The 18,338-nt window shown below is 32.7% G+C and carries 17 protein-coding genes; 10 read left to right on the top strand and 7 right to left on the bottom strand.

The window, feature by feature from the left end; all coding sequences use genetic code 11:
* Positions 1-4 precede the first annotated feature (4 nt).
* The 4 genes from QMA06_RS05190 to QMA06_RS05175 form a co-directional block, all read right to left on the bottom strand.
* A complete protein-coding gene (locus QMA06_RS05190) occupies positions 5-730 on the bottom strand; it encodes a head GIN domain-containing protein (protein ID WP_290205814.1) in 726 nt (241 codons plus the stop codon).
* Between the two features lie 61 nt (positions 731-791).
* Positions 792-1,880: a hypothetical protein gene (locus QMA06_RS05185; RefSeq protein ID WP_290205813.1), complete on the bottom strand. Its 1,089-nt coding sequence runs from the start codon at positions 1,878-1,880 to the stop codon at positions 792-794.
* Complete coding sequence (locus QMA06_RS05180; protein ID WP_290205812.1) at positions 1,858-2,421, bottom strand: hypothetical protein; 564 nt, start codon at positions 2,419-2,421, stop codon at positions 1,858-1,860. The genes QMA06_RS05185 and QMA06_RS05180 overlap by 23 nt, the downstream gene beginning before the upstream one ends.
* Positions 2,422-2,423: 2 nt before the next feature.
* A complete protein-coding gene (locus tag QMA06_RS05175) occupies positions 2,424-2,972 on the bottom strand; it encodes an RNA polymerase sigma factor (protein ID WP_290205811.1) in 549 nt (182 codons plus the stop codon).
* A 229-nt stretch (positions 2,973-3,201) separates the two neighbouring features.
* Here QMA06_RS05175 and lon point away from each other — a divergent pair, with 229 nt between their 5' ends.
* The 3 genes from lon (at position 3,202) to cmk (ending at position 8,108) form a co-directional block, all read left to right on the top strand.
* Positions 3,202-5,655 (top strand): endopeptidase La, encoded by a 2,454-nt coding sequence (gene lon / locus QMA06_RS05170; RefSeq protein WP_290205810.1) that lies wholly within the window; start codon positions 3,202-3,204, stop codon positions 5,653-5,655.
* 495 nt (positions 5,656-6,150) lie between these two features.
* A complete protein-coding gene (porQ, locus tag QMA06_RS05165) occupies positions 6,151-7,185 on the top strand; it encodes a type IX secretion system protein PorQ (protein ID WP_290205809.1) in 1,035 nt (344 codons plus the stop codon).
* Positions 7,186-7,418: 233 nt separating this feature from the next.
* Positions 7,419-8,108 (top strand): (d)CMP kinase, encoded by a 690-nt coding sequence (gene cmk / locus QMA06_RS05160; RefSeq protein ID WP_290205808.1) that lies wholly within the window; start codon positions 7,419-7,421, stop codon positions 8,106-8,108.
* Positions 8,109-8,161: 53 nt separating this feature from the next.
* On the opposite strand, the gene QMA06_RS05155 is transcribed toward cmk, so the two are convergent.
* Complete coding sequence (locus QMA06_RS05155; RefSeq protein ID WP_290205807.1) at positions 8,162-8,539, bottom strand: LysM peptidoglycan-binding domain-containing protein; 378 nt, start codon at positions 8,537-8,539, stop codon at positions 8,162-8,164.
* Positions 8,540-8,822: 283 nt separating this feature from the next.
* Here QMA06_RS05155 and rpsA point away from each other — a divergent pair, with 283 nt between their 5' ends.
* The 5 genes from rpsA to QMA06_RS05130 all read left to right on the top strand — a co-directional run bounded on the left by rpsA (position 8,823) and on the right by QMA06_RS05130 (position 13,755).
* Complete coding sequence (gene rpsA, locus QMA06_RS05150) at positions 8,823-10,670, top strand: 30S ribosomal protein S1 (protein WP_290205806.1); 1,848 nt, start codon at positions 8,823-8,825, stop codon at positions 10,668-10,670.
* 162 nt (positions 10,671-10,832) lie between these two features.
* Positions 10,833-11,372, top strand: coding sequence for a bifunctional pyr operon transcriptional regulator/uracil phosphoribosyltransferase PyrR (gene pyrR / locus QMA06_RS05145; protein ID WP_290205805.1), 540 nt, complete (start codon positions 10,833-10,835; stop codon positions 11,370-11,372).
* Between the two features lie 152 nt (positions 11,373-11,524).
* On the top strand, positions 11,525-12,454 hold the full coding sequence (locus QMA06_RS05140; RefSeq protein ID WP_290205804.1) for an aspartate carbamoyltransferase catalytic subunit: 930 nt from the start codon (positions 11,525-11,527) through the stop codon (positions 12,452-12,454).
* A 3-nt stretch (positions 12,455-12,457) separates the two neighbouring features.
* Positions 12,458-12,790 carry a ribonuclease Z gene (locus QMA06_RS05135; RefSeq protein ID WP_290205803.1) on the top strand — a complete coding sequence of 111 codons (333 nt, stop codon included), beginning with the start codon at positions 12,458-12,460 and terminating at the stop codon, positions 12,788-12,790.
* A gap of 56 nt (positions 12,791-12,846) precedes the next feature.
* Positions 12,847-13,755 (top strand): ribonuclease Z, encoded by a 909-nt coding sequence (locus QMA06_RS05130; RefSeq protein ID WP_290205802.1) that lies wholly within the window; start codon positions 12,847-12,849, stop codon positions 13,753-13,755.
* On the opposite strand, the gene QMA06_RS05125 is transcribed toward QMA06_RS05130, so the two are convergent.
* Complete coding sequence (locus QMA06_RS05125; RefSeq protein WP_290205801.1) at positions 13,742-14,170, bottom strand: hypothetical protein; 429 nt, start codon at positions 14,168-14,170, stop codon at positions 13,742-13,744. The two genes, QMA06_RS05130 and QMA06_RS05125, sit on opposite strands and share 14 nt — an antisense overlap.
* Positions 14,171-14,252: 82 nt before the next feature.
* Between QMA06_RS05125 and pdxH the strand changes: the two genes are divergently transcribed.
* Complete coding sequence (gene pdxH / locus QMA06_RS05120; RefSeq protein ID WP_290205800.1) at positions 14,253-14,900, top strand: pyridoxamine 5'-phosphate oxidase; 648 nt, start codon at positions 14,253-14,255, stop codon at positions 14,898-14,900.
* A 352-nt stretch (positions 14,901-15,252) separates the two neighbouring features.
* On the top strand, positions 15,253-15,750 hold the full coding sequence (locus tag QMA06_RS05115) for a CAP domain-containing protein (RefSeq protein WP_290205799.1): 498 nt from the start codon (positions 15,253-15,255) through the stop codon (positions 15,748-15,750).
* A 655-nt stretch (positions 15,751-16,405) separates the two neighbouring features.
* Here QMA06_RS05115 and QMA06_RS05110 read toward each other — a convergent pair.
* Positions 16,406-18,337: an OmpA family protein gene (locus QMA06_RS05110; protein ID WP_290205798.1), complete on the bottom strand. Its 1,932-nt coding sequence runs from the start codon at positions 18,335-18,337 to the stop codon at positions 16,406-16,408.
* Position 18,338 lies beyond the last annotated feature (1 nt).

Here is an 18,338-nt window from a genome sequence, read left to right as displayed (position 1 = left end):
TATATTAATTACTAACACTGCCAGAACCTGTTATCTTAGTGTCTTTATTTGTTGGTTTACCAGAATAATTAACATCACCCGAACCTGTGATTCTTGCGATGAGTTCTCCATTGCAAACTACATTTGCAGAACCAGAACCAGTTATTTTCGCTGTAACATCGCTGCTTTTCAATTCCTTACCATCAAAATCTCCAGAACCTGCAATTTTTACGGTTAAGCTATTTGTGGAACCATCTAATTCAATATCTTCTGAGCCAGCGATACTACTTTCAGTAGATTGTGTACTGATGTTTAAATTTATATCACCGGAGCCAGATAAGGATACCTTAAAATCATCTGCTTCTATGACCCCACTATTTTCTACGTCACCGGATCCCGCTAGTGAAACTGAGCTGATAGATTCATAAGGAATTGTGACTTTGATAGTTCGACTTGGCCTTAAATTATAACCATCTTTTATTTGAACAAAAAGTTGATTCTTTTTAACTTCAACAATAATATACTCCATAAGATTGGCATCACCTTTAATCTTAATCTCGCCTTCCGATCCTTTTACTAATTGAAAATCCATTGATCCGGCGACTTTAATTCCATCATACCCACTTGTAGTTCTAGTGACTGTGGTGATGTTTTGATCTCCTTTAATTTTTCTTCCGTTCCCCCATTGGGCACAAGATACGATTGTGCTTAATAGAAATGCTAATACTGTTATTGATTTAAATAAATTCATAATTGCTTGCTTTTTTAATTGATTTTATATTTTCTGTATAATCTGGTACTGCGACTGAAACCTAGTTCTTCTTAAACGTTACACTGCCATATTCAGAGTTGATTTTAATCAAATTACCTGAATTCTTCGATCCATGGTAACCTTCGTATTTTTTCTCTGTATGATCAATTTCCTTATTCGTAAAATTGAAACCATCAGACTCTCTTAACGAAGCGTATTCTAATGCTATGTTGAAGTCAAAATTATAGGCTGAATCATGTCCGATAGTTATTCCTGTGAAATCAGCATTAATATCAATATTATTTGCTTTTGAAGCCATGCGATCAATTTTTACAGAACCATAATTCGCTTTCAGTTCTACGTTTTTAAAAACGTTACCTAATCGTAAAGCTAAGTAATCTCCATTGCCAGAAAAATTATTGATATTATCTATTTTTAAAGAGCCATAATCACAATTATAGGATACGTTTTCTGCCACTTCAACAATAGATTTGGTGTAGTCTGCTTTTATATTTAAATCTTTTGTTTTCGCTACAGTGAATCCGCTGTAATCCGCTGTGATTTTACCACTTTTAATGTATTCGAAATAACAGTTAGAGCTATAATCGAATCGTATATCATTGTGATCTGCCATCAATTCCTTTGTGGTTATTTTGCCGTAATCACAACTAATTTTTGCCACACCATCCAAACGGTCTAAATTAATAGAGCCATAATCTTGAGTTAAATCTACGTTTCCAGAAATTGGCATTTTAATCACATACTTAATATTGAGCTGTAAGTTGTTGTTTTTTCCCCAGATCCACCAACTGCTTTTAGTTTCTCTTATTTTAGTAATTGCCGTAATAACATCGGTAGATGCCGAAAATACAACAGTTATTTCATCCAATTTATCTTGTATTTTTTCAGAATCATTTCCTGTAACTTTAATCAGGATATCGAATTCAATGCGGTTGTTTTCCCACGTAATTACGTCCACACTACCATAGCTGTTATTCACATTTAATGTCACATCAGGTGCTACGTTAAACATTTTTTTAATACGTTTTTCTTCGGTTGTTTTAATTAGGGTTTTACCTACATTGGCTAGTGAAATAACCGGAATGAGTAAAAATAGCAATGCAATTCTATATTGTAAATTTAGTTTCATTTTCGTTAATTTTAATTTGTTTTACAACTTCTATTTGTTCTAGAACGGTATTTAAAATATCAATTCTATTCTGAAAATTTGAAATCATCGCATAAATAACACGTTGGTTTTTTCCACTTTCGGTTAACGCTGATTTTAATTTTTTGTAATCAGTTTCTAAAATTCCTATTTGTTCCAAAGCATCAGAAATAATCTGTTCCGTTAAAGGCGAACGTTCCTTGTTTAGTTTTTTTAATTCATTTTCAATAGTTACGGTAAAAAAATCTTGAGTTTCAGACATTTCTGGGGAGATGCTTGCGAGATCTAAGGTTTCAGGCTGATATTGCAAGGTTGTAAAAACACTTATGCATATTATTATGGCAGCAGCAACTGCTAATAAGGGTTTCCAATTAAACGGCGATTGCCTTATTACACCGTTTGAAGCCATATCGACTTCGTTCAACTTTTGTAAGAACCGTTGTTCATGATGTTCTTGAAGAGTTTCAGTATCAAACTGATCTTTCAAATCATCAAATAAATGATCAAATTTATCTTTATTCATATTTAATTCAAAACTAATTTCTTGCGCAAACTTTCTTTAGCCCTCGATATCAACGTTCGGCAGTTGGCATAAGAGATATTCATAATTTCACAAATTTCTTCGTAATCATAACCTTCAATTAAATGCAAAGTTAAACTCAAATGGTAGTTGGGTTTTAAAGATTTCATAACGTATAAAACTTGCTTCATTTTAGCATTAAATTGTTCACAGTCGGTAATGCCATCATCTTCTTCAACTTTATAAATAACCGTGTCTAAAGGCACTAGATTTTGTTTTACTGTTTTATTGTAGTGCCCAATGCTATTATTTATAACAATTCGTTTTAACCACGCTCCAAACAAATGTCTATCTTCTAAGGTGTTTAGTTTTGTAAAAGCCGTTAAAAAAGACTCTTGCATAATATCCTCAGCCTTATAAGAATCTTTTACAATTCTAATGGCTGTATTATACATGGCTTTGCTGTATCTGTTGTAAACCTCTAATTGTGCACGCTGGTTACCAGAACTACAAAGCAATATTAACTGTTCGATATCTTGATTGGTTGATGACAAAAAAACAATTGCTTTAAAGTATAGAGCGTATAAATTTTAAATTGTTACAGTTTTCAATAAAAAAATTAATGATGTCCTAAAGATAATGGCATAACAATTGAAATTAAAATAGTGTGAATAACTTTGAATATCTTATAAAACGTTGATGTTCAGTATAAAGTTAATTTTTAATACATTTAAACTAATGTTGTTCTGCATTTATTAATGACAGAATGGCTCGAAAATATATATGGGAAAATCAAATTTTTTAAATTTAGACAATCTGTCATTTCAGGATTTCGATGAGAATTCAGAGTTAATTCCATTGATGACGCCTGAAGATGAAGAAGCAATTAATAACGAATCTTTACCAGAATCTTTACCAATTTTGCCCTTGCGAAACACGGTTTTGTTTCCTGGAGTTGTAATTCCAATTACTGCTGGACGTGATACCTCGATAAAACTGATTAATGATGCTAATAAAGGCGGAAAAGTAATTGGTGTGGTTTCGCAAAAGGATGAATCGGTAGAAAATCCTTCAGCGAAGGATATTTATAAAACAGGGACGGTGGCACGCATATTAAAAGTGCTAAAAATGCCAGATGGTAATACTACCGTTATTATTCAAGGTAAAAAACGATTTGTAATTAATGAAGTCGTTTCAGAAAAACCGTATTTAACAGCAACTATTTCTGATATTGCTGAAGCGAAACCAGCACCAGATAATCAAGAATTTAAAGCGATTATAGATTCCATAAAAGATTTGTCTTTAGATATTATAAAGCAAAGTCCAAACATTCCTTCAGAAGCGAGTTTTGCAATTAAGAATATTGAAAGCAATTCCTTTTTAATCAATTTTGTGTCCTCTAATATGAATCTTAAAGTTGAGGAAAAGCAAGAGCTGTTAAAGATTAATGATTTAAAGGAACGTGCACTTCAAACGTTGAAGTACATGAACATGGAATATCAGAAGCTAGAGCTTAAGAATGATATTCAGTCTAAGGTTCAAAGCGATATGAACCAACAACAACGTGAATATTTTTTGCATCAGCAAATGAAAACCATTCAAGAAGAGTTGGGTGGCGGGGTATCTTCGGGTGAAGAAATCGAAGATATGAAAACACGCGCCAAGGATAAGAAATGGGACGAAAAGGTTGAGAAACATTTCAATAAAGAGTTGGCAAAAATGCAACGAATGAACCCTCAGGTGGCTGAGTATTCTATTCAACGTAATTATTTAGACTTGTTTTTAGATTTACCTTGGAATGAATTTAGTAAGGATAAATTCGATTTAAAGCGCGCAGAAAAAATTCTAGACCGTGACCATTTTGGATTGGAAGACGTTAAAAAACGAATCATTGAATATTTAGCGGTTTTAAAACTCAGAAATGATATGAAATCTCCGATTCTATGTTTATACGGCCCTCCTGGTGTAGGTAAAACCTCATTAGGAAAGTCGGTAGCCGAAGCATTGGGTAGAGAATATGTGCGTATTTCATTAGGTGGATTACGAGATGAAGCTGAAATTAGAGGACATAGAAAGACTTATATTGGTGCCATGCCAGGTCGAATTATCCAAAGTTTAAAGAAAGCGCAAACGTCTAACCCTGTATTTGTTTTAGATGAGATAGATAAATTGTCTACAGGCAATCAAGGTGATCCTTCTTCTGCGATGTTAGAAGTCTTAGATCCTGAGCAAAATAATGAGTTTTACGATAATTTCCTAGAGATGGGTTATGATCTGTCTAAAGTGATGTTTATTGCTACGTCTAATAGTTTAAATACTATACAGCCAGCTTTAAGAGATCGAATGGAGATCATAAATGTAACGGGTTATACTATAGAAGAGAAAGTAGAAATTGCAAAAAGACACTTATTGCCAAAGCAATTAAAGGAGCATGGTTTAGATAATTCTAATCTAAAAATAGCGAAACCACAACTCGAAAAAATCGTAGAAGGTTACACACGCGAATCTGGTGTTAGAGGTTTAGAAAAACAAATTGCTAAAATGGTGCGATACGCAGCTAAGAACATCGCCATGGAAGAAGAGTACAATGTTAAAATTTCTAATGAAGATGTTATTGAAGTATTAGGAAGTCCTAGAATGGAACGTGATAAGTACGAGAATAACGATGTTGCTGGAGTTGTTACAGGTTTGGCTTGGACGAGAGTTGGCGGAGATATTCTGTTTATAGAATCTATTTTGTCTAAAGGAAAAGGTACGTTATCGATTACTGGAAATTTGGGTAAGGTGATGAAAGAGTCTGCAACTATTGCGATGGAATATATAAAAGCAAATGCAGACGAATTTGGAATTAACCCTGAAGTGTTCGAAAAATATAATGTTCATATCCACGTGCCAGAAGGTGCCACACCAAAAGACGGACCTAGTGCAGGTGTAACCATGTTAACATCATTAGTTTCTTTATTTACGCAACGTAAAGTGAAAAAGAGTATAGCGATGACAGGAGAGATCACCTTACGTGGTAAAGTATTGCCGGTAGGAGGTATCAAAGAAAAAATCTTAGCTGCAAAACGTGCGCGTATTAAAGAAATTTTACTTTGTGAAGATAACCGAAGAGATATTGAAGAAATAAAACCTGAATATTTAAAAGGGTTAACATTTCACTATGTAAAAGATATGAGTGACGTGTTGAAATTAGCGCTTACTAAACAGAAAGTTCAAAATGCTAAGAAACTTTAAGTCTCAGAAATATAATTCAGAAGTCTTGCATTGAAATAAAAATTTTAAGTAAAACATGTATAAAAAGGTGTGTTAGAGTTGAAACTTATTTTCAGCTCAGCACACCAAAAATTTATATATCTATGATTAACGCTGTAGAGTAGAAAACTGTAGAGTAGAAATGGGAAATCGTCTCAGAATAGTGAGTTAATGTTTTACTCTACTATATCAATCGTTTTTATTGGTATGGTGACGATTCATAACCAAAAAACTGCAATTCATAGAAAACATTTATATTCCAAAAAATAAAAAATCCATATCCTCGTTTAAACATAGATTGATTTCTCATTTTTTTACAAAAAATGTTCTAAAAGTTGGTGATGATTTTTGCTTTTAATGAACTAAATGGAAAACATTACTTTAACTATAGTTGGCTATTGTATTGATTTATAATGAAAAAAAGAGCGTTTTATTTAAGTTATTTTTTAGGAAAAATGATATATTTTTGCCGCTTCTATGATTAAGAGGATTTCTACCTTATGTATTATGCTAATGGCATTGCCTGTGTTCGCACAATTGGGTGGAGAGTCAACCTATCAATTTCTCAATTTGGTGTCCTCACCTAGACAAGCTGCTTTAGGTGGTAAAATAATTACCAATTTCGATCACGATGTTACAGAAGCGCTTTATAATCCTACTTCTATTAATTATCAAATGGATAATCAGTTAGCTATTAATGTTTCTAACTATTTAGGTGGAATTACTTACGGAACTGCTGCTTATGCTTATACTTGGGATAGGCATTTGCAAACTTTTCATGTTGGTGTAACCTATATTAATTATGGCTCTTTTGATGGTTATGATGTTAATGGTAATTCCACAGGTTCGTTTAACGGTAACGAAACGGCGGTATCATTTGGTTACAATTACAATATTCCTTCTACAGATTTTTATGTGGGAGCCAATTTAAAATTTATAACCTCGCTTTTAGAACAGTATAATTCCATTGGTGGTGCTTTCGATTTTGGAGCCATGTATATAAATGAAAAGCTCGATTTTCATGCCGCTCTGACGGTTAGAAATGTCGGAACGCAATTCAAAACTTATGCCGGCCGACAAGAACCTTTGCCATTCGAAATTAATTTTGGGATGTCACAAACCTTAGAAAATGTACCATTGCGATGGCATTTAACGTTAGAAAATTTACAAAAATGGCCTATTGGCGTTAGTAACCCTGCACGAGCCACAACCGATTTAGATGGTAATCAAACTGAGGAAAAAGTCAGTTTTTTTAGTAAAGGATTACGACATTTAATTTTGGGTGCCGAATTGTTTCCAGAAGGTGGCTTTAATGTCCGCTTAGGGTATAATTTTAGACGTGCAGAAGAATTGCGAATTGTAGATCAAAGAAATTTTTCAGGATTATCTATTGGTGTTGGTATTAAATTAAATAGAATGCGATTTAGTTATACACATGCCAGATTTACAAGTGCATCAAATACCAGTTTTTTTGGACTTCAGATAGATTTGGATCGAAGAAGACGCTGGTAATTTTTTTCGAAAACAAAATTTTCTTTTTGATAAGTGAGTCAAAATACATTTTATAATAGAACTAACGCTTAAACCGCATTAAGTATGGTTTCATCTCAGCTTTAAAAGAAAAGAATGGTAAATTTAATTTAGATAAGTATTAAACTGCATTGTTTTAACTAATTTTGAATTCGATTAAATAACATATTTCCCATTTCGAAGGTCATAACTACTGAAATTAATTCAGCTCAAAAATGAATAAAATCACCATAGCCATTGATGGATTTTCATCCACAGGAAAAAGTACAATTGCTAAATTATTAGCCAAAAGCTTAAACTATATTTATGTAGATACTGGGGCAATGTATAGAGCTGTGACCTATTTTGCGCTTGAAAATAACTTTATTTCTGATAAATTTTTTAATGAGGAAGAATTAATTGCTAGGTTAGGAGATATTAGAATAACTTTTAAATTTAATGAAATATTAGGTTTTGCAGAAGTTTATTTAAACGGAAAAAATATTGAAGGAGATATTAGAACCTTAAAAGTGTCTAAATTTGTGAGTCCTGTCGCAACCTTATCTGAAGTGCGTAGAAAACTTGTTGAACAACAGCAGCTCATGGGGAAAGACAAAGGCGTTGTTATGGATGGCCGCGATATCGGAACGGTCGTTTTTCCTGATGCTGAATTAAAAATCTTTATGACCGCTTCTGCAGAGACTAGAGCTAAACGGCGCTATAAAGAGTTATTAGAGCGTGGACATAATTTGAGTTACGAAGATGTTTTAGAAAATGTAACCACACGAGACCATATAGATTCTACAAGAGAAGATTCACCTTTAGTTAAAGCAGAGGATGCTATAGCCATTGATAATTCTAATTTAACTATTAGCGAGCAGCTAGATAGATTAATTGGTTTGGCAAATAAGATTATCGCGCAATAAAAAAGCGATAAACTTTATGTTCATCGCCTTCTTTGTTAGTTTAAAATTCTTAATTAATCATTAGGAATAATCAGTTCCTGACCAGGATGAATTAAATCAGGATTCTTAAGGATATCAGTATTCGCTTGGTAAATCTTTTGATATTTACTAGGCTCACCATAATATTGTTTGGCAATTTTTCCTAAAGTTTCCCCAGACTTAACCGTATGCCTCGCATAAACAGATTCATCTTCAACTTTAATGTCTGCCATAATATCAGTGGGGTTTTCACCACCGATTCTTTTAATTTCGTCCCACAATAAATTCTTTTCATATTGTGTTGAGGCCGTTCCCCAAACTTTTAGTTTGCCATTTTCCTCTTCAACTTTACCTTCTTTAATATTTAATCTGTCGCCCAAGTCTAATACATCTTGGTATTTCGCTTTAACCATTGTTTTTAAGTTTTTATATGTTAATACTCTTGTAAAGATAAGGAAATATGAGATAAATAATTAGCGCAATCGATTTGAATATGTCTGCATTTCAATTGAATGATTTTCAATACTTTAATTTTTTATAATGTTTTGGAAAAACTAGAAATATATCGTACTTTTGCACTCCTTTTAGCGGTTTATAGAAAATAAAAAGGAATTATAGAAACAAAACAAACACTTCTACAGCTTGTATCGCTTTATTTTCTAAGAAGTTAGTAGAATACAAATTATTATTCAGCACATGTCTGAAAAAGAAACAAATCAAGCTAATTCCGACGTTTCGGGAGAAGCTAACGCAGCTGCAACAGCTGAAGCACCTCAGATCTCTGAGGCACAAAAAAATCCAGAAAAATTCTTAAAAGAGTTCGATTGGCACAATTACGAAGAAGGAATTGAGCAAGTTGCGGACACAAAATTAGAAGAGTTCGAAAAATTAGTATCAGAAAATTTCGTTGACACATTAGATGACGAAGTCGTAGAAGGTACTGTTATTACAATTACAGATCGTGATGCAATTATTGACATTAACGCAAAGTCAGAAGGTGTAATTTCTCTTAATGAGTTCCGTTACAACCCTAACTTAGCTGTTGGTGACAAAGTTGAAGTATTAATTGATGTGCGTGAAGACGCTACAGGTCAATTAGTATTATCTCACAGAAAAGCGAGAGTAATCAAAGCATGGGATCGTGTAAATAATGCACATGATACTGGCGAAATCGTAAACGGTTTTGTAAAATGTAGAACTAAAGGTGGTATGATCGTTGACGTATTTGGTATAGAAGCATTCTTACCAGGTTCTCAAATCGATGTGAAGCCAATTAGAGATTACGATCAGTATGTAAATAAAACTATGGAATTTAAAGTTGTGAAAATCAACCACGAATTCAAAAACATAGTTGTTTCTCATAAAGCTTTAATTGAAGCTGATATTGAAGAGCAAAAGAAAGAAATCATTGGTCAACTAGAAAAAGGACAAGTATTAGAAGGTATTGTGAAAAACATTACGTCTTATGGTGTGTTTATCGATTTAGGTGGTGTAGATGGTTTAGTTCATATTACAGATTTATCTTGGTCTCGTATCAACCATCCAAATGAGATTGTTGAGTTAGATCAGAAATTAAATGTTGTAATCCTTGATTTTGATGAAAACAAATCAAGAATCCAATTAGGTCTTAAACAATTATCTAAGCATCCTTGGGAAGCATTAGGTGAAAATGTAAAAGTTGGAGATAAAGTAAAAGGTAAAGTAGTAGTTATTGCTGATTACGGTGCTTTTGTTGAAGTAGAAGAAGGTGTAGAAGGCTTAGTTCACGTAAGTGAAATGTCTTGGTCTACGCATTTACGTTCAGCTCAAGATTTCGTAAACGTTGGTGATGAAATCGATGCTGTAATCTTAACTTTAGATAGAGAAGATAGAAAAATGTCTCTTGGTATTAAGCAATTAACACCAGATCCATGGACGGATATTACAACTAAGTATCCTGTAGGTTCTAAGCACACAGGTATTGTACGTAACTTTACAAACTTTGGAGTTTTTGTTGAATTAGAAGAAGGTATCGACGGATTAATTTATATCTCAGATTTATCTTGGACTAAGAAAATTAAGCATCCATCTGAGTTCTGTAACGTTGGTGATAACTTAGACGTAGTGGTATTAGAGTTAGATGTTGACGGACGTAAATTATCTTTAGGTCATAAACAAACTACAGAAAACCCTTGGGACAAGTACGAAACTGAGTTTGCATTAGATACAGTGCATAAAGCAGCTATCACAGAGATGGTAGATAAAGGAGCAACTATTGATTTTAACGAAGATATCGTTGCCTTTGTACCAGCACGTCATTTGGAGAAGGAAGATGGTTCTAAACTTGGTAAAGGTGAAGAAGCAGAATTCAAGATCATTGAATTTAATAAAGAATTCAAACGTGTTGTAGCATCTCATACCGCAGTATTTAGAGAAGAAGAAGCAAAAATCGTTAAGCAAGCTGTTAGAAAGCAGGAAGCTCAAGCGGCAGAAGCTAAACCAACTTTAGGTGATGCCAATGATGCTTTACAAGCTCTTAAAGATAAAATGGACGGGAAGAAATAATTTTCTGTTATTTTAAATAATCTAAAGCCTTTCAGAAATGAAAGGCTTTTTTTATGCACTCTGTAAGATTTTGATGCTTAACGCCTTTCGCCTTTGCATGAAAAGATATTGCAAACCACAATTTTTATCCTAACTTTGTATACCGCAATGCTTAATAGCTATATGAGTCACAAAGTACTACTTAACTCTAAAGAAGTCAATATCACCTTGCATAGATTGGCTTGCCAACTCATTGAAAATCACGATGATTTTTCCGAAACTGTTTTAATTGGTATTCAACCAAGAGGAATATTTTTAGCGGAACGCTTAGCCAATTTACTTATTGAAGATTATAAAATTAAAAATATTGAGCTCGGACATTTAGATATCACATTTTTTAGGGATGATTTTAGAAGAGGTGACAAACCATTAGAAGCTAATAAAACCAATATAAATTTTATAATCGAAGATAAAAACGTTGTTTTTATTGATGATGTTCTCTATACGGGAAGAAGTATAAGATCCGCATTAACAGCAATTCAATCTTTTGGAAGGCCAAAAGATATCGAGTTGTTAACACTTATCGATAGACGATTTAGCAGACATTTACCAATTCAGCCCAATTATAAAGGTCGTCAAGTAGATGCGATTGATAATCAGAAGGTGAAGGTAAATTGGGTGGAGAATGAAGGAGAAGATGCGGTATATTTGGTGGATAAGTGAGGGAAGCACGGTGTAAGAAACTTGAAAATTAAAAAATCAATTGCATATATAAGTTTATACTTTTAAAGCTAAAAAGTCACAAAATAATATTAAACAATTAGGTTAAGGTTTCAGATAGAGAACTGAAGACTGCCAACTGAAGACTATAACAAATGAGCGAATTAAGTGTCAATCACTTATTAGGAATAAAATACCTCAACGAAGAGGATATAGACCTTATTTTTGAAACTGCCGATCAGTTTAAAGAGGTTATTAATAGACCGATCAAAAAAGTACCTTCTTTGAGGGATATCACAATAGCGAATTTGTTTTTTGAGAATTCAACAAGAACGAAACTGTCCTTTGAGTTGGCAGAAAAACGATTATCTGCAGATGTTATAAATTTTTCGGCGTCACAATCTTCAGTTAAAAAAGGAGAAACGTTGATTGATACGGTAAACAATATTCTTTCCATGAAGGTGGATATGGTGGTGATGCGACACCCCAATCCTGGCGCAGGTGTATTTTTGTCAAAACATATTAATGCTAGTATTATCAATGCTGGCGACGGTGCACATGAACACCCAACCCAAGCCTTGTTAGATTCTTATTCTATTAGAGAGAAATTGGGAAGTGTAAAAGGAAAAAATGTCGTGATTGTTGGCGATATTTTACATAGTAGAGTAGCTTTATCTAATATTTATGCTTTGCAATTACAAGGTGCAAATGTGATGGTTTGCGGCCCAAAAACATTATTACCTAAATATATTAAAGACTTAGGAGTTAGAGTAGAAACCAATCTAAAAAAAGCTTTAGAATGGTGTGATGTCGCTAATATGTTGAGAGTTCAGAACGAACGCATGGACATAAGTTATTTTCCAACTACTAGAGAATATACGCAACAATTTGGAGTTAATAAAGAATTACTAGATAGTTTAGATAAAGAGATTGTAATAATGCATCCTGGACCCATAAACCGAGGTGTGGAAATTACAAGTGATGTCGCAGATTCCAAACAAGCCATTATTTTAAATCAAGTAGAAAATGGTGTAGCTGTTAGAATGGCTGTCATTTATCTTTTAGCCTCTAAAATAAAACAATAAGTTATGATTATAGATAGAGATGGTAATACGACCATAATAGCACAAGAAACCGCCTCGGTGAAAACATTGGTGAATAATATTGAACAAGCTTACCAAAAGTATAAAAACTATCATCTTATTGTTAGATTGTCGAGTTTAGAACAGATTTCTTTAGAAGATATTATCGAATTTTTAAGATTAAGTAACAATCATAGAAGCGCGAAAAAGAGTTTTGTGGTTGTTTCTGACCAAGTGGATTTAGATCAAATGCCGGATGAGATAGTTGTTGTGCCAAGTCTTCAAGAAGCATTCGATATTATTGAAATGGAAGATATGGAGCGTGATTTAGGATTTTGAAAATAGATATGTGTTTTTTATGGTAAAATCTAAACTGTAACTCTACAATTGATATAATGAAGTTGACCATCCTAGGTTGTCATAGCGCAACACCACGCATCAATACCAACCCAACATCTCAGGTTTTAGAGATAAAAAATCATATGTTTTTAATCGATTGTGGTGAAGGCACTCAAGTGGAGTTACGACGAAATAAAATTAAATTTTCAAGAATTAAACATATTTTCATTTCCCATCTGCACGGAGACCATTACTTTGGTTTAGTTGGATTGGTAAATACCTTTAGTCTTTTAACGCGTGAAACTGAATTACATATTTATGCACCAAAAGGTTTAAAAGAGGTAATAATACTTCAAATGAAATTAGCTTCAAGTTGGACGAAATATCAACTCATTTTTCATGAGTTAACGTCTAAAACTTCAGAATTAATATACGAAGATGAGAAAGTGGAAGTTCATACCATTCCGCTGAAACATCGTATTTATACTAATGGATTTCTATTCAAAGAAAAAGAAAACGAACGTAAACTAGATATTAATTTAGTTAATGCCGCAAATATTAATGTTGCATATTTCAGAAAATTAAAACAAGGAAGCGATGTTGTAAATGAAGATGGTATTTTAATTGCTAATGAAAAAGTAACTAAGGATCCTAATCCTCCAAAAAGTTATGCTTATTGTAGTGATACGGTTTATAATGAAGACATAATACCTATTATTAATAAGAGCACAGTTCTGTATCACGAATCCACTTTTTTAGAAAAGAACGCGTCACTTTGTATTCCCACAAAACATAGTACAGCAAAGCAAGCAGCAACCATTGCAAAAAAAGCACACGTTGATACTTTAATACTCGGACATTATTCTACACGCTATAATGGTTATGATGAGTTTAAGCAAGAAGCACGAATGATTTTTGAGAATGTGCATTTAGCCAAAGATGGTAAAACTTTTAATTTTGATTAACATTCTTAAACTCTTTTAAATTAAGAGCCCATTCTAGGGCTTCATCGAGGCTGTTGCAACGCTTCAGGCTTTTATTAAAAAACTGTTTTTCTAGCGAAGCATTGAGATAGCTAAAATCAGAATAAGAGACAATAGCACTTGCAATTAAAAAATCATAGTCATTATTGAAATCTACCCAAAGTTGAGGATTAGATGAATATGAATTAAAACGATTAGCAACGTAAACTATTTTAGTGTCATCATTAATTTTACTACTAAATCTTGAGATGATTTCACTAGCAATATCATAATCAACATGAATTCCTTCATTTAATTCGGACACAACAAAGTATTTGGTAGCATATAAAATTCCAAACGAGAAAACTTCTTTTGTGTAAGCAAAACGTTTAGAATATTTACTGTTTTCAAATGTCATATATGTGTTTTAATCCTTAAATTTAGCGAGTATAAAGCATTTGAAAAAATATTATTGTAAGAAAAATAATAAAAAATTTGTAATGGATACAGACTTAGGTGATTATAGAAAATCGTACGAGAAAGGGCAGTTATTATTAGATAATGTACCTGAAAACCCATTAGAGCTATTCCGTAATTGGTTTATGGAAGTCGATACTCATTTTAATGTGGATGAAACTAATGCTATGACCATTTCAACTTTGGGTTTAGATGGCTATCCGAAAAATAGAGTAGTGCTGCTCAAAAAATATACACATGAAGGCTTTATCTTCTATACCAATTACGATAGTGAAAAAGGAAACGCAATTGCCAAAAATCCTAATGTCTGCTTATCCTTTTTTTGGCACGCCGCAGAACGACAAATAATTATTAAGGGCAAAGCGGAAAAGGTTTCTGAAAATCTTAGTGATGGTTATTTTGAATCGAGGCCAAGAGGTAGTCAATTAGGTGCTTTAGTTTCTGATCAGAGTGCCGTAATAGACGATAGAGGAGTATTGGAAAGAAAACTAAAAACCTTAGAATCTGAATTAGAAGGTAAAGAAATAGAACGCCCTAAGAATTGGGGAGGCTATATGGTAAGACCAGTAGAGCTAGAATTTTGGCAAGGCAGACCCAATAGACTGCATGATAGAATCCGTTATCAATTACAAGAAGACTACAACTGGAAGATTGAACGTTTGGCACCGTAATTTTATTCTGGCTTCAATAAAAGCTTAAAATAAGCTGTAATTTATAATCTTAAATTTTTATGCTTATATGGCCTCTGTATTTGAAAAATATGTTTTGAGAAAGCTATGTAGTAATTTCATATTTGTGGATCAATTTTAATTCGGATTAACTGAATTTTATGGTTTTAAATCATCGATGAAATACATATTATATAGCTCAAGGGTTGAATTCTGTTTTAAAAACGTGTATTTCATCGATTATTTACATAAAATACCGACAAAACGCATGCATTTCGTCGAATACTTTTGAATATTTTTTTTTTTTATAAAGTAGGTCACTAATTTAGAGGTCCCAAACCTAAATTACCTACTTATGAAAGTTTCTCAATTATTACCATTTTTGGCAATTCTTATCTTTATTAATTTCACATCTTGCTCTAAAGATTCTATGGAAGATGAAACCATAAATGCTATTGATGTTCCTGTTGCACCTCAAGCCAAACAGATTGAAATAGAGATCATGGAGCTAATTAACGATTATAGAATAAATGAAGGATTGAACCCACTACAAAATCATAGTACTGTAAAGGCGGTAGCATATACACATACGGACTATATGATTGAGGTTAACAACGTATCTCATGATAATTTCTATTTGAGACAACAAAGTTTACAAGCTAATGCGAGTGCTAATGTGGTTTCTGAAAATGTGGCCTATGGCTTTAATTCGGCATCATCTGTAGTCAATGCATGGTTGAATAGTCCTGGGCATAAAGAAAATATTGAAGGTGATTTTACGGATTTTGAAGTGTCTGCTGAAAAGAATGCTGCAGGAAAGTGGTATTTTACTAATATGTTTATAAAGCGATAAATTTTGCTTTAATATAATGACCTTTCTTCTTAATAATCAACCTCAGTTGATTTAAATTTATGATAATTGTCCCTATGACATTATTTTCCCCATTCAATTTTTTTTCTATCTTGTCTAAATGGATAACTTCAGTATTCATAATATAGTTAAACATTAAACTTTCATATTCAATGGTAACTGTGATTGAAAATACCAACGATACTTATTATTTTTAGTAATAGCAGCAATTAACACCATAATTTTAGTTTGTGAAATTCATTTAAAAGCTGTTTATTTTATGAATTTTATATACCAGATATACATTGTAATATTTCAATGAGACATCGCCTGAGATTTAATTGAAGTATTAAATATTTCTATTTTAATTAGATTAGAGGCTTAAAGCAATTATTTTAATTCACATGCATCATATCTTTTAATTTTCATACGTCTATAACTGAAATTGAAAATTAGTTATTGATTCTAATAATTGAATTTATTAAGAGGATCTAATCATGGTTTATTATAGGCACTACATTATTTATTGATACGATTGGTAGTCGTCTATAGAAATTATATTCAACATTTATTAATGTGTTTTGGAATACGCTAAGAAGCAAAAAAAAAAGCAAGCTCATTACATGCTTGCTCTTTCATCTAAATTTTGTTGGAGTATCTATTCTCTTTTTTTATCTCCTTTAACTATATAGAAATAAGACCTTCTATTAAGTTGGTGTTCTTCCTCGGTACATTCTACACCGTTAGCACATTTATTTAATAATTGTGTCTCACCAAAACCTTCAGCGCTTACTATTCTACTAGTATCAATACCTCTAGAGATAATATATTCCGCTGTTGATTTTGCACGCCTATTTGATAACTTAAAATTGTATTTATCACGTCCTCTACTATCGGTATGAGATTCAATTCTAATAATCATTTCAGGGTGCTTACGTAGTACGTCAATAATGTTTTCTAATTCGTACTGAGCATCTGTTCTAATAGCAGATTTATCAAAGTCAAAGAATATTGGATTTATTATAATCTGGCTGTCTATAATTAAAGGCTTCAAAACTAAATCAACCTTATTAATTTTATTGTTCTCTTTTGATGTAGTTATTGTATGTTGGTCCTCTTTATAATCTGGTTTAGTTCCTAGAATGGTATAAGTTGTGTTGCATTCAACATCAAATGTATAAGATCCATCTTCTAAGGTTACAACTTCTGCGATAATTTTGCCTGTTTCGTCAATGAATTGTACCGTAACGTTGCTTAAAATAATCCCGGTACCGTCTTCTGTAGCAACGCCTGTAATTTGTTGGTTACATTCGGTAATATTAAAACTATAGATATCATCTCCACCTTTTCCGTCTGGTCGGTTAGAAGAGAAAAAACCTTTTTTAGTTTCACTATCTATAAAATAAGCGAAATCATCATATCCACTATTAAAAGGAGCTCCAATATTTTCTGGTTCTGTAATGGTTTCTTCCTTTAAAATGTTTGATTTAAAAATATCTAATAATCCTAAATTTAAATGACCATCTGAAGAAAAATAGAACGTACTATCTTTAGCCACATATGGAAACATTTCACGACCTTCAGTGTTTATATTTTCACCTAAATTAACCGGTGTGCCGTAAGAACCGTCCTCATAAATGGCCACCGAATATATATCAGTTTGACCAATGCCTCCATCACGATCAGAAACCACATATAAGGTTTTGTTATCTAAACTCAAAACAGGATGACCGGTGGAAAACACCTCATCGTTAAATGGTAATTCTTCTATATTAGACCAAGTTTCACCGTCACGCGTCGCTCTATATATTTTAAGATGGGTAGTTCCTTCTTTATCATAATTTAACCTATTACGTTTATTAATATTATCTCTTGTAAAGTACAATGTTTTACCATCGGAGGTAATAGCTATTGATGCTTCATGATAGTCTGTATTTATATTTTCAGAATTAATCTCAATAGGAGACCCATAAGAAAGTGTATCCTCTGTTTCATTCTCAGTAACTTCAATCTGGAAAATGTCTAGAAAAGGCTCTTTATTCCAACTATAAACTTTATTGTCATCACCTCGTGCAGAGGCAAAATATAACGTATTATTATACATGTAAGAACCAAAATCTGAATTTTCAGAATTAAATGATACGTTTTCAATAGTCACTACAAGCTCTTCATTTTTCGAAGTAAGTTTTTCAAAAATATCAACATTATCTGGGTTATAGCCTTTTAATCTGCTATCTCCTTGTTGGGCTTCACGTAATTTTTTAAACCATTTATCCGCTTCGTCGTAATCGCCGACACTTCTAAGTGACTGAATGTATTTGTATATATATTCCGCTTCAATATCTTTATGTTCCTCTAAGGCTTTTTTATACCAGTACACCGCTTGTTCGGAATTGGAATTATTGTAGTTGGCATCTCCTAAACGGGTTAGAACATGGACGTCTGCATTTCCTTTTTCAACCACTTTTTCATATAATTCTATAGCCTTAACATAGCCAAAATTCTCAAAAAATTTATCGGCCAGTTTCGTTTGAGCAAAAGACAACGAACTGAATAAAATTAGAACAAGCGCTAAAATTTTTATTTTCATG

Source organism: Winogradskyella bathintestinalis (genome assembly GCF_030407435.1).
Taxonomy (GTDB): Bacteria; Bacteroidota; Bacteroidia; order Flavobacteriales; family Flavobacteriaceae; genus Winogradskyella; species Winogradskyella bathintestinalis.
The sequence above is the reverse complement of the archived record's forward strand: the minus strand, read 5'-3'. Positions and strand labels throughout refer to the sequence as shown.

What these genes read in the sequence shown, in the direction of transcription:
- QMA06_RS05190 (WP_290205814.1), bottom strand. Translation starts at nt 730, where the DNA reads ATGAATTTATTTAAATCAATAACAGTATTAGCATTTCTATTAAGCACA.
- QMA06_RS05185 (WP_290205813.1), bottom strand. Translation starts at nt 1,880, where the DNA reads ATGAAACTAAATTTACAATATAGAATTGCATTGCTATTTTTACTCATT.
- QMA06_RS05180 (WP_290205812.1), bottom strand. Translation starts at nt 2,421, where the DNA reads ATGAATAAAGATAAATTTGATCATTTATTTGATGATTTGAAAGATCAG.
- lon (WP_290205810.1), top strand. Translation starts at nt 3,202, where the DNA reads ATGGGAAAATCAAATTTTTTAAATTTAGACAATCTGTCATTTCAGGAT.
- porQ (WP_290205809.1), top strand. Translation starts at nt 6,151, where the DNA reads ATGATTAAGAGGATTTCTACCTTATGTATTATGCTAATGGCATTGCCT.
- cmk (WP_290205808.1), top strand. Translation starts at nt 7,419, where the DNA reads ATGAATAAAATCACCATAGCCATTGATGGATTTTCATCCACAGGAAAA.
- QMA06_RS05155 (WP_290205807.1), bottom strand. Translation starts at nt 8,539, where the DNA reads ATGGTTAAAGCGAAATACCAAGATGTATTAGACTTGGGCGACAGATTA.
- rpsA (WP_290205806.1), top strand. Translation starts at nt 8,823, where the DNA reads ATGTCTGAAAAAGAAACAAATCAAGCTAATTCCGACGTTTCGGGAGAA.
- pyrR (WP_290205805.1), top strand. Translation starts at nt 10,833, where the DNA reads ATGAGTCACAAAGTACTACTTAACTCTAAAGAAGTCAATATCACCTTG.
- QMA06_RS05140 (WP_290205804.1), top strand. Translation starts at nt 11,525, where the DNA reads ATGAGCGAATTAAGTGTCAATCACTTATTAGGAATAAAATACCTCAAC.
- QMA06_RS05135 (WP_290205803.1), top strand. Translation starts at nt 12,458, where the DNA reads ATGATTATAGATAGAGATGGTAATACGACCATAATAGCACAAGAAACC.
- QMA06_RS05130 (WP_290205802.1), top strand. Translation starts at nt 12,847, where the DNA reads ATGAAGTTGACCATCCTAGGTTGTCATAGCGCAACACCACGCATCAAT.
- QMA06_RS05125 (WP_290205801.1), bottom strand. Translation starts at nt 14,170, where the DNA reads ATGACATTTGAAAACAGTAAATATTCTAAACGTTTTGCTTACACAAAA.
- pdxH (WP_290205800.1), top strand. Translation starts at nt 14,253, where the DNA reads ATGGATACAGACTTAGGTGATTATAGAAAATCGTACGAGAAAGGGCAG.
- QMA06_RS05115 (WP_290205799.1), top strand. Translation starts at nt 15,253, where the DNA reads ATGAAAGTTTCTCAATTATTACCATTTTTGGCAATTCTTATCTTTATT.
- QMA06_RS05110 (WP_290205798.1), bottom strand. Translation starts at nt 18,337, where the DNA reads ATGAAAATAAAAATTTTAGCGCTTGTTCTAATTTTATTCAGTTCGTTG.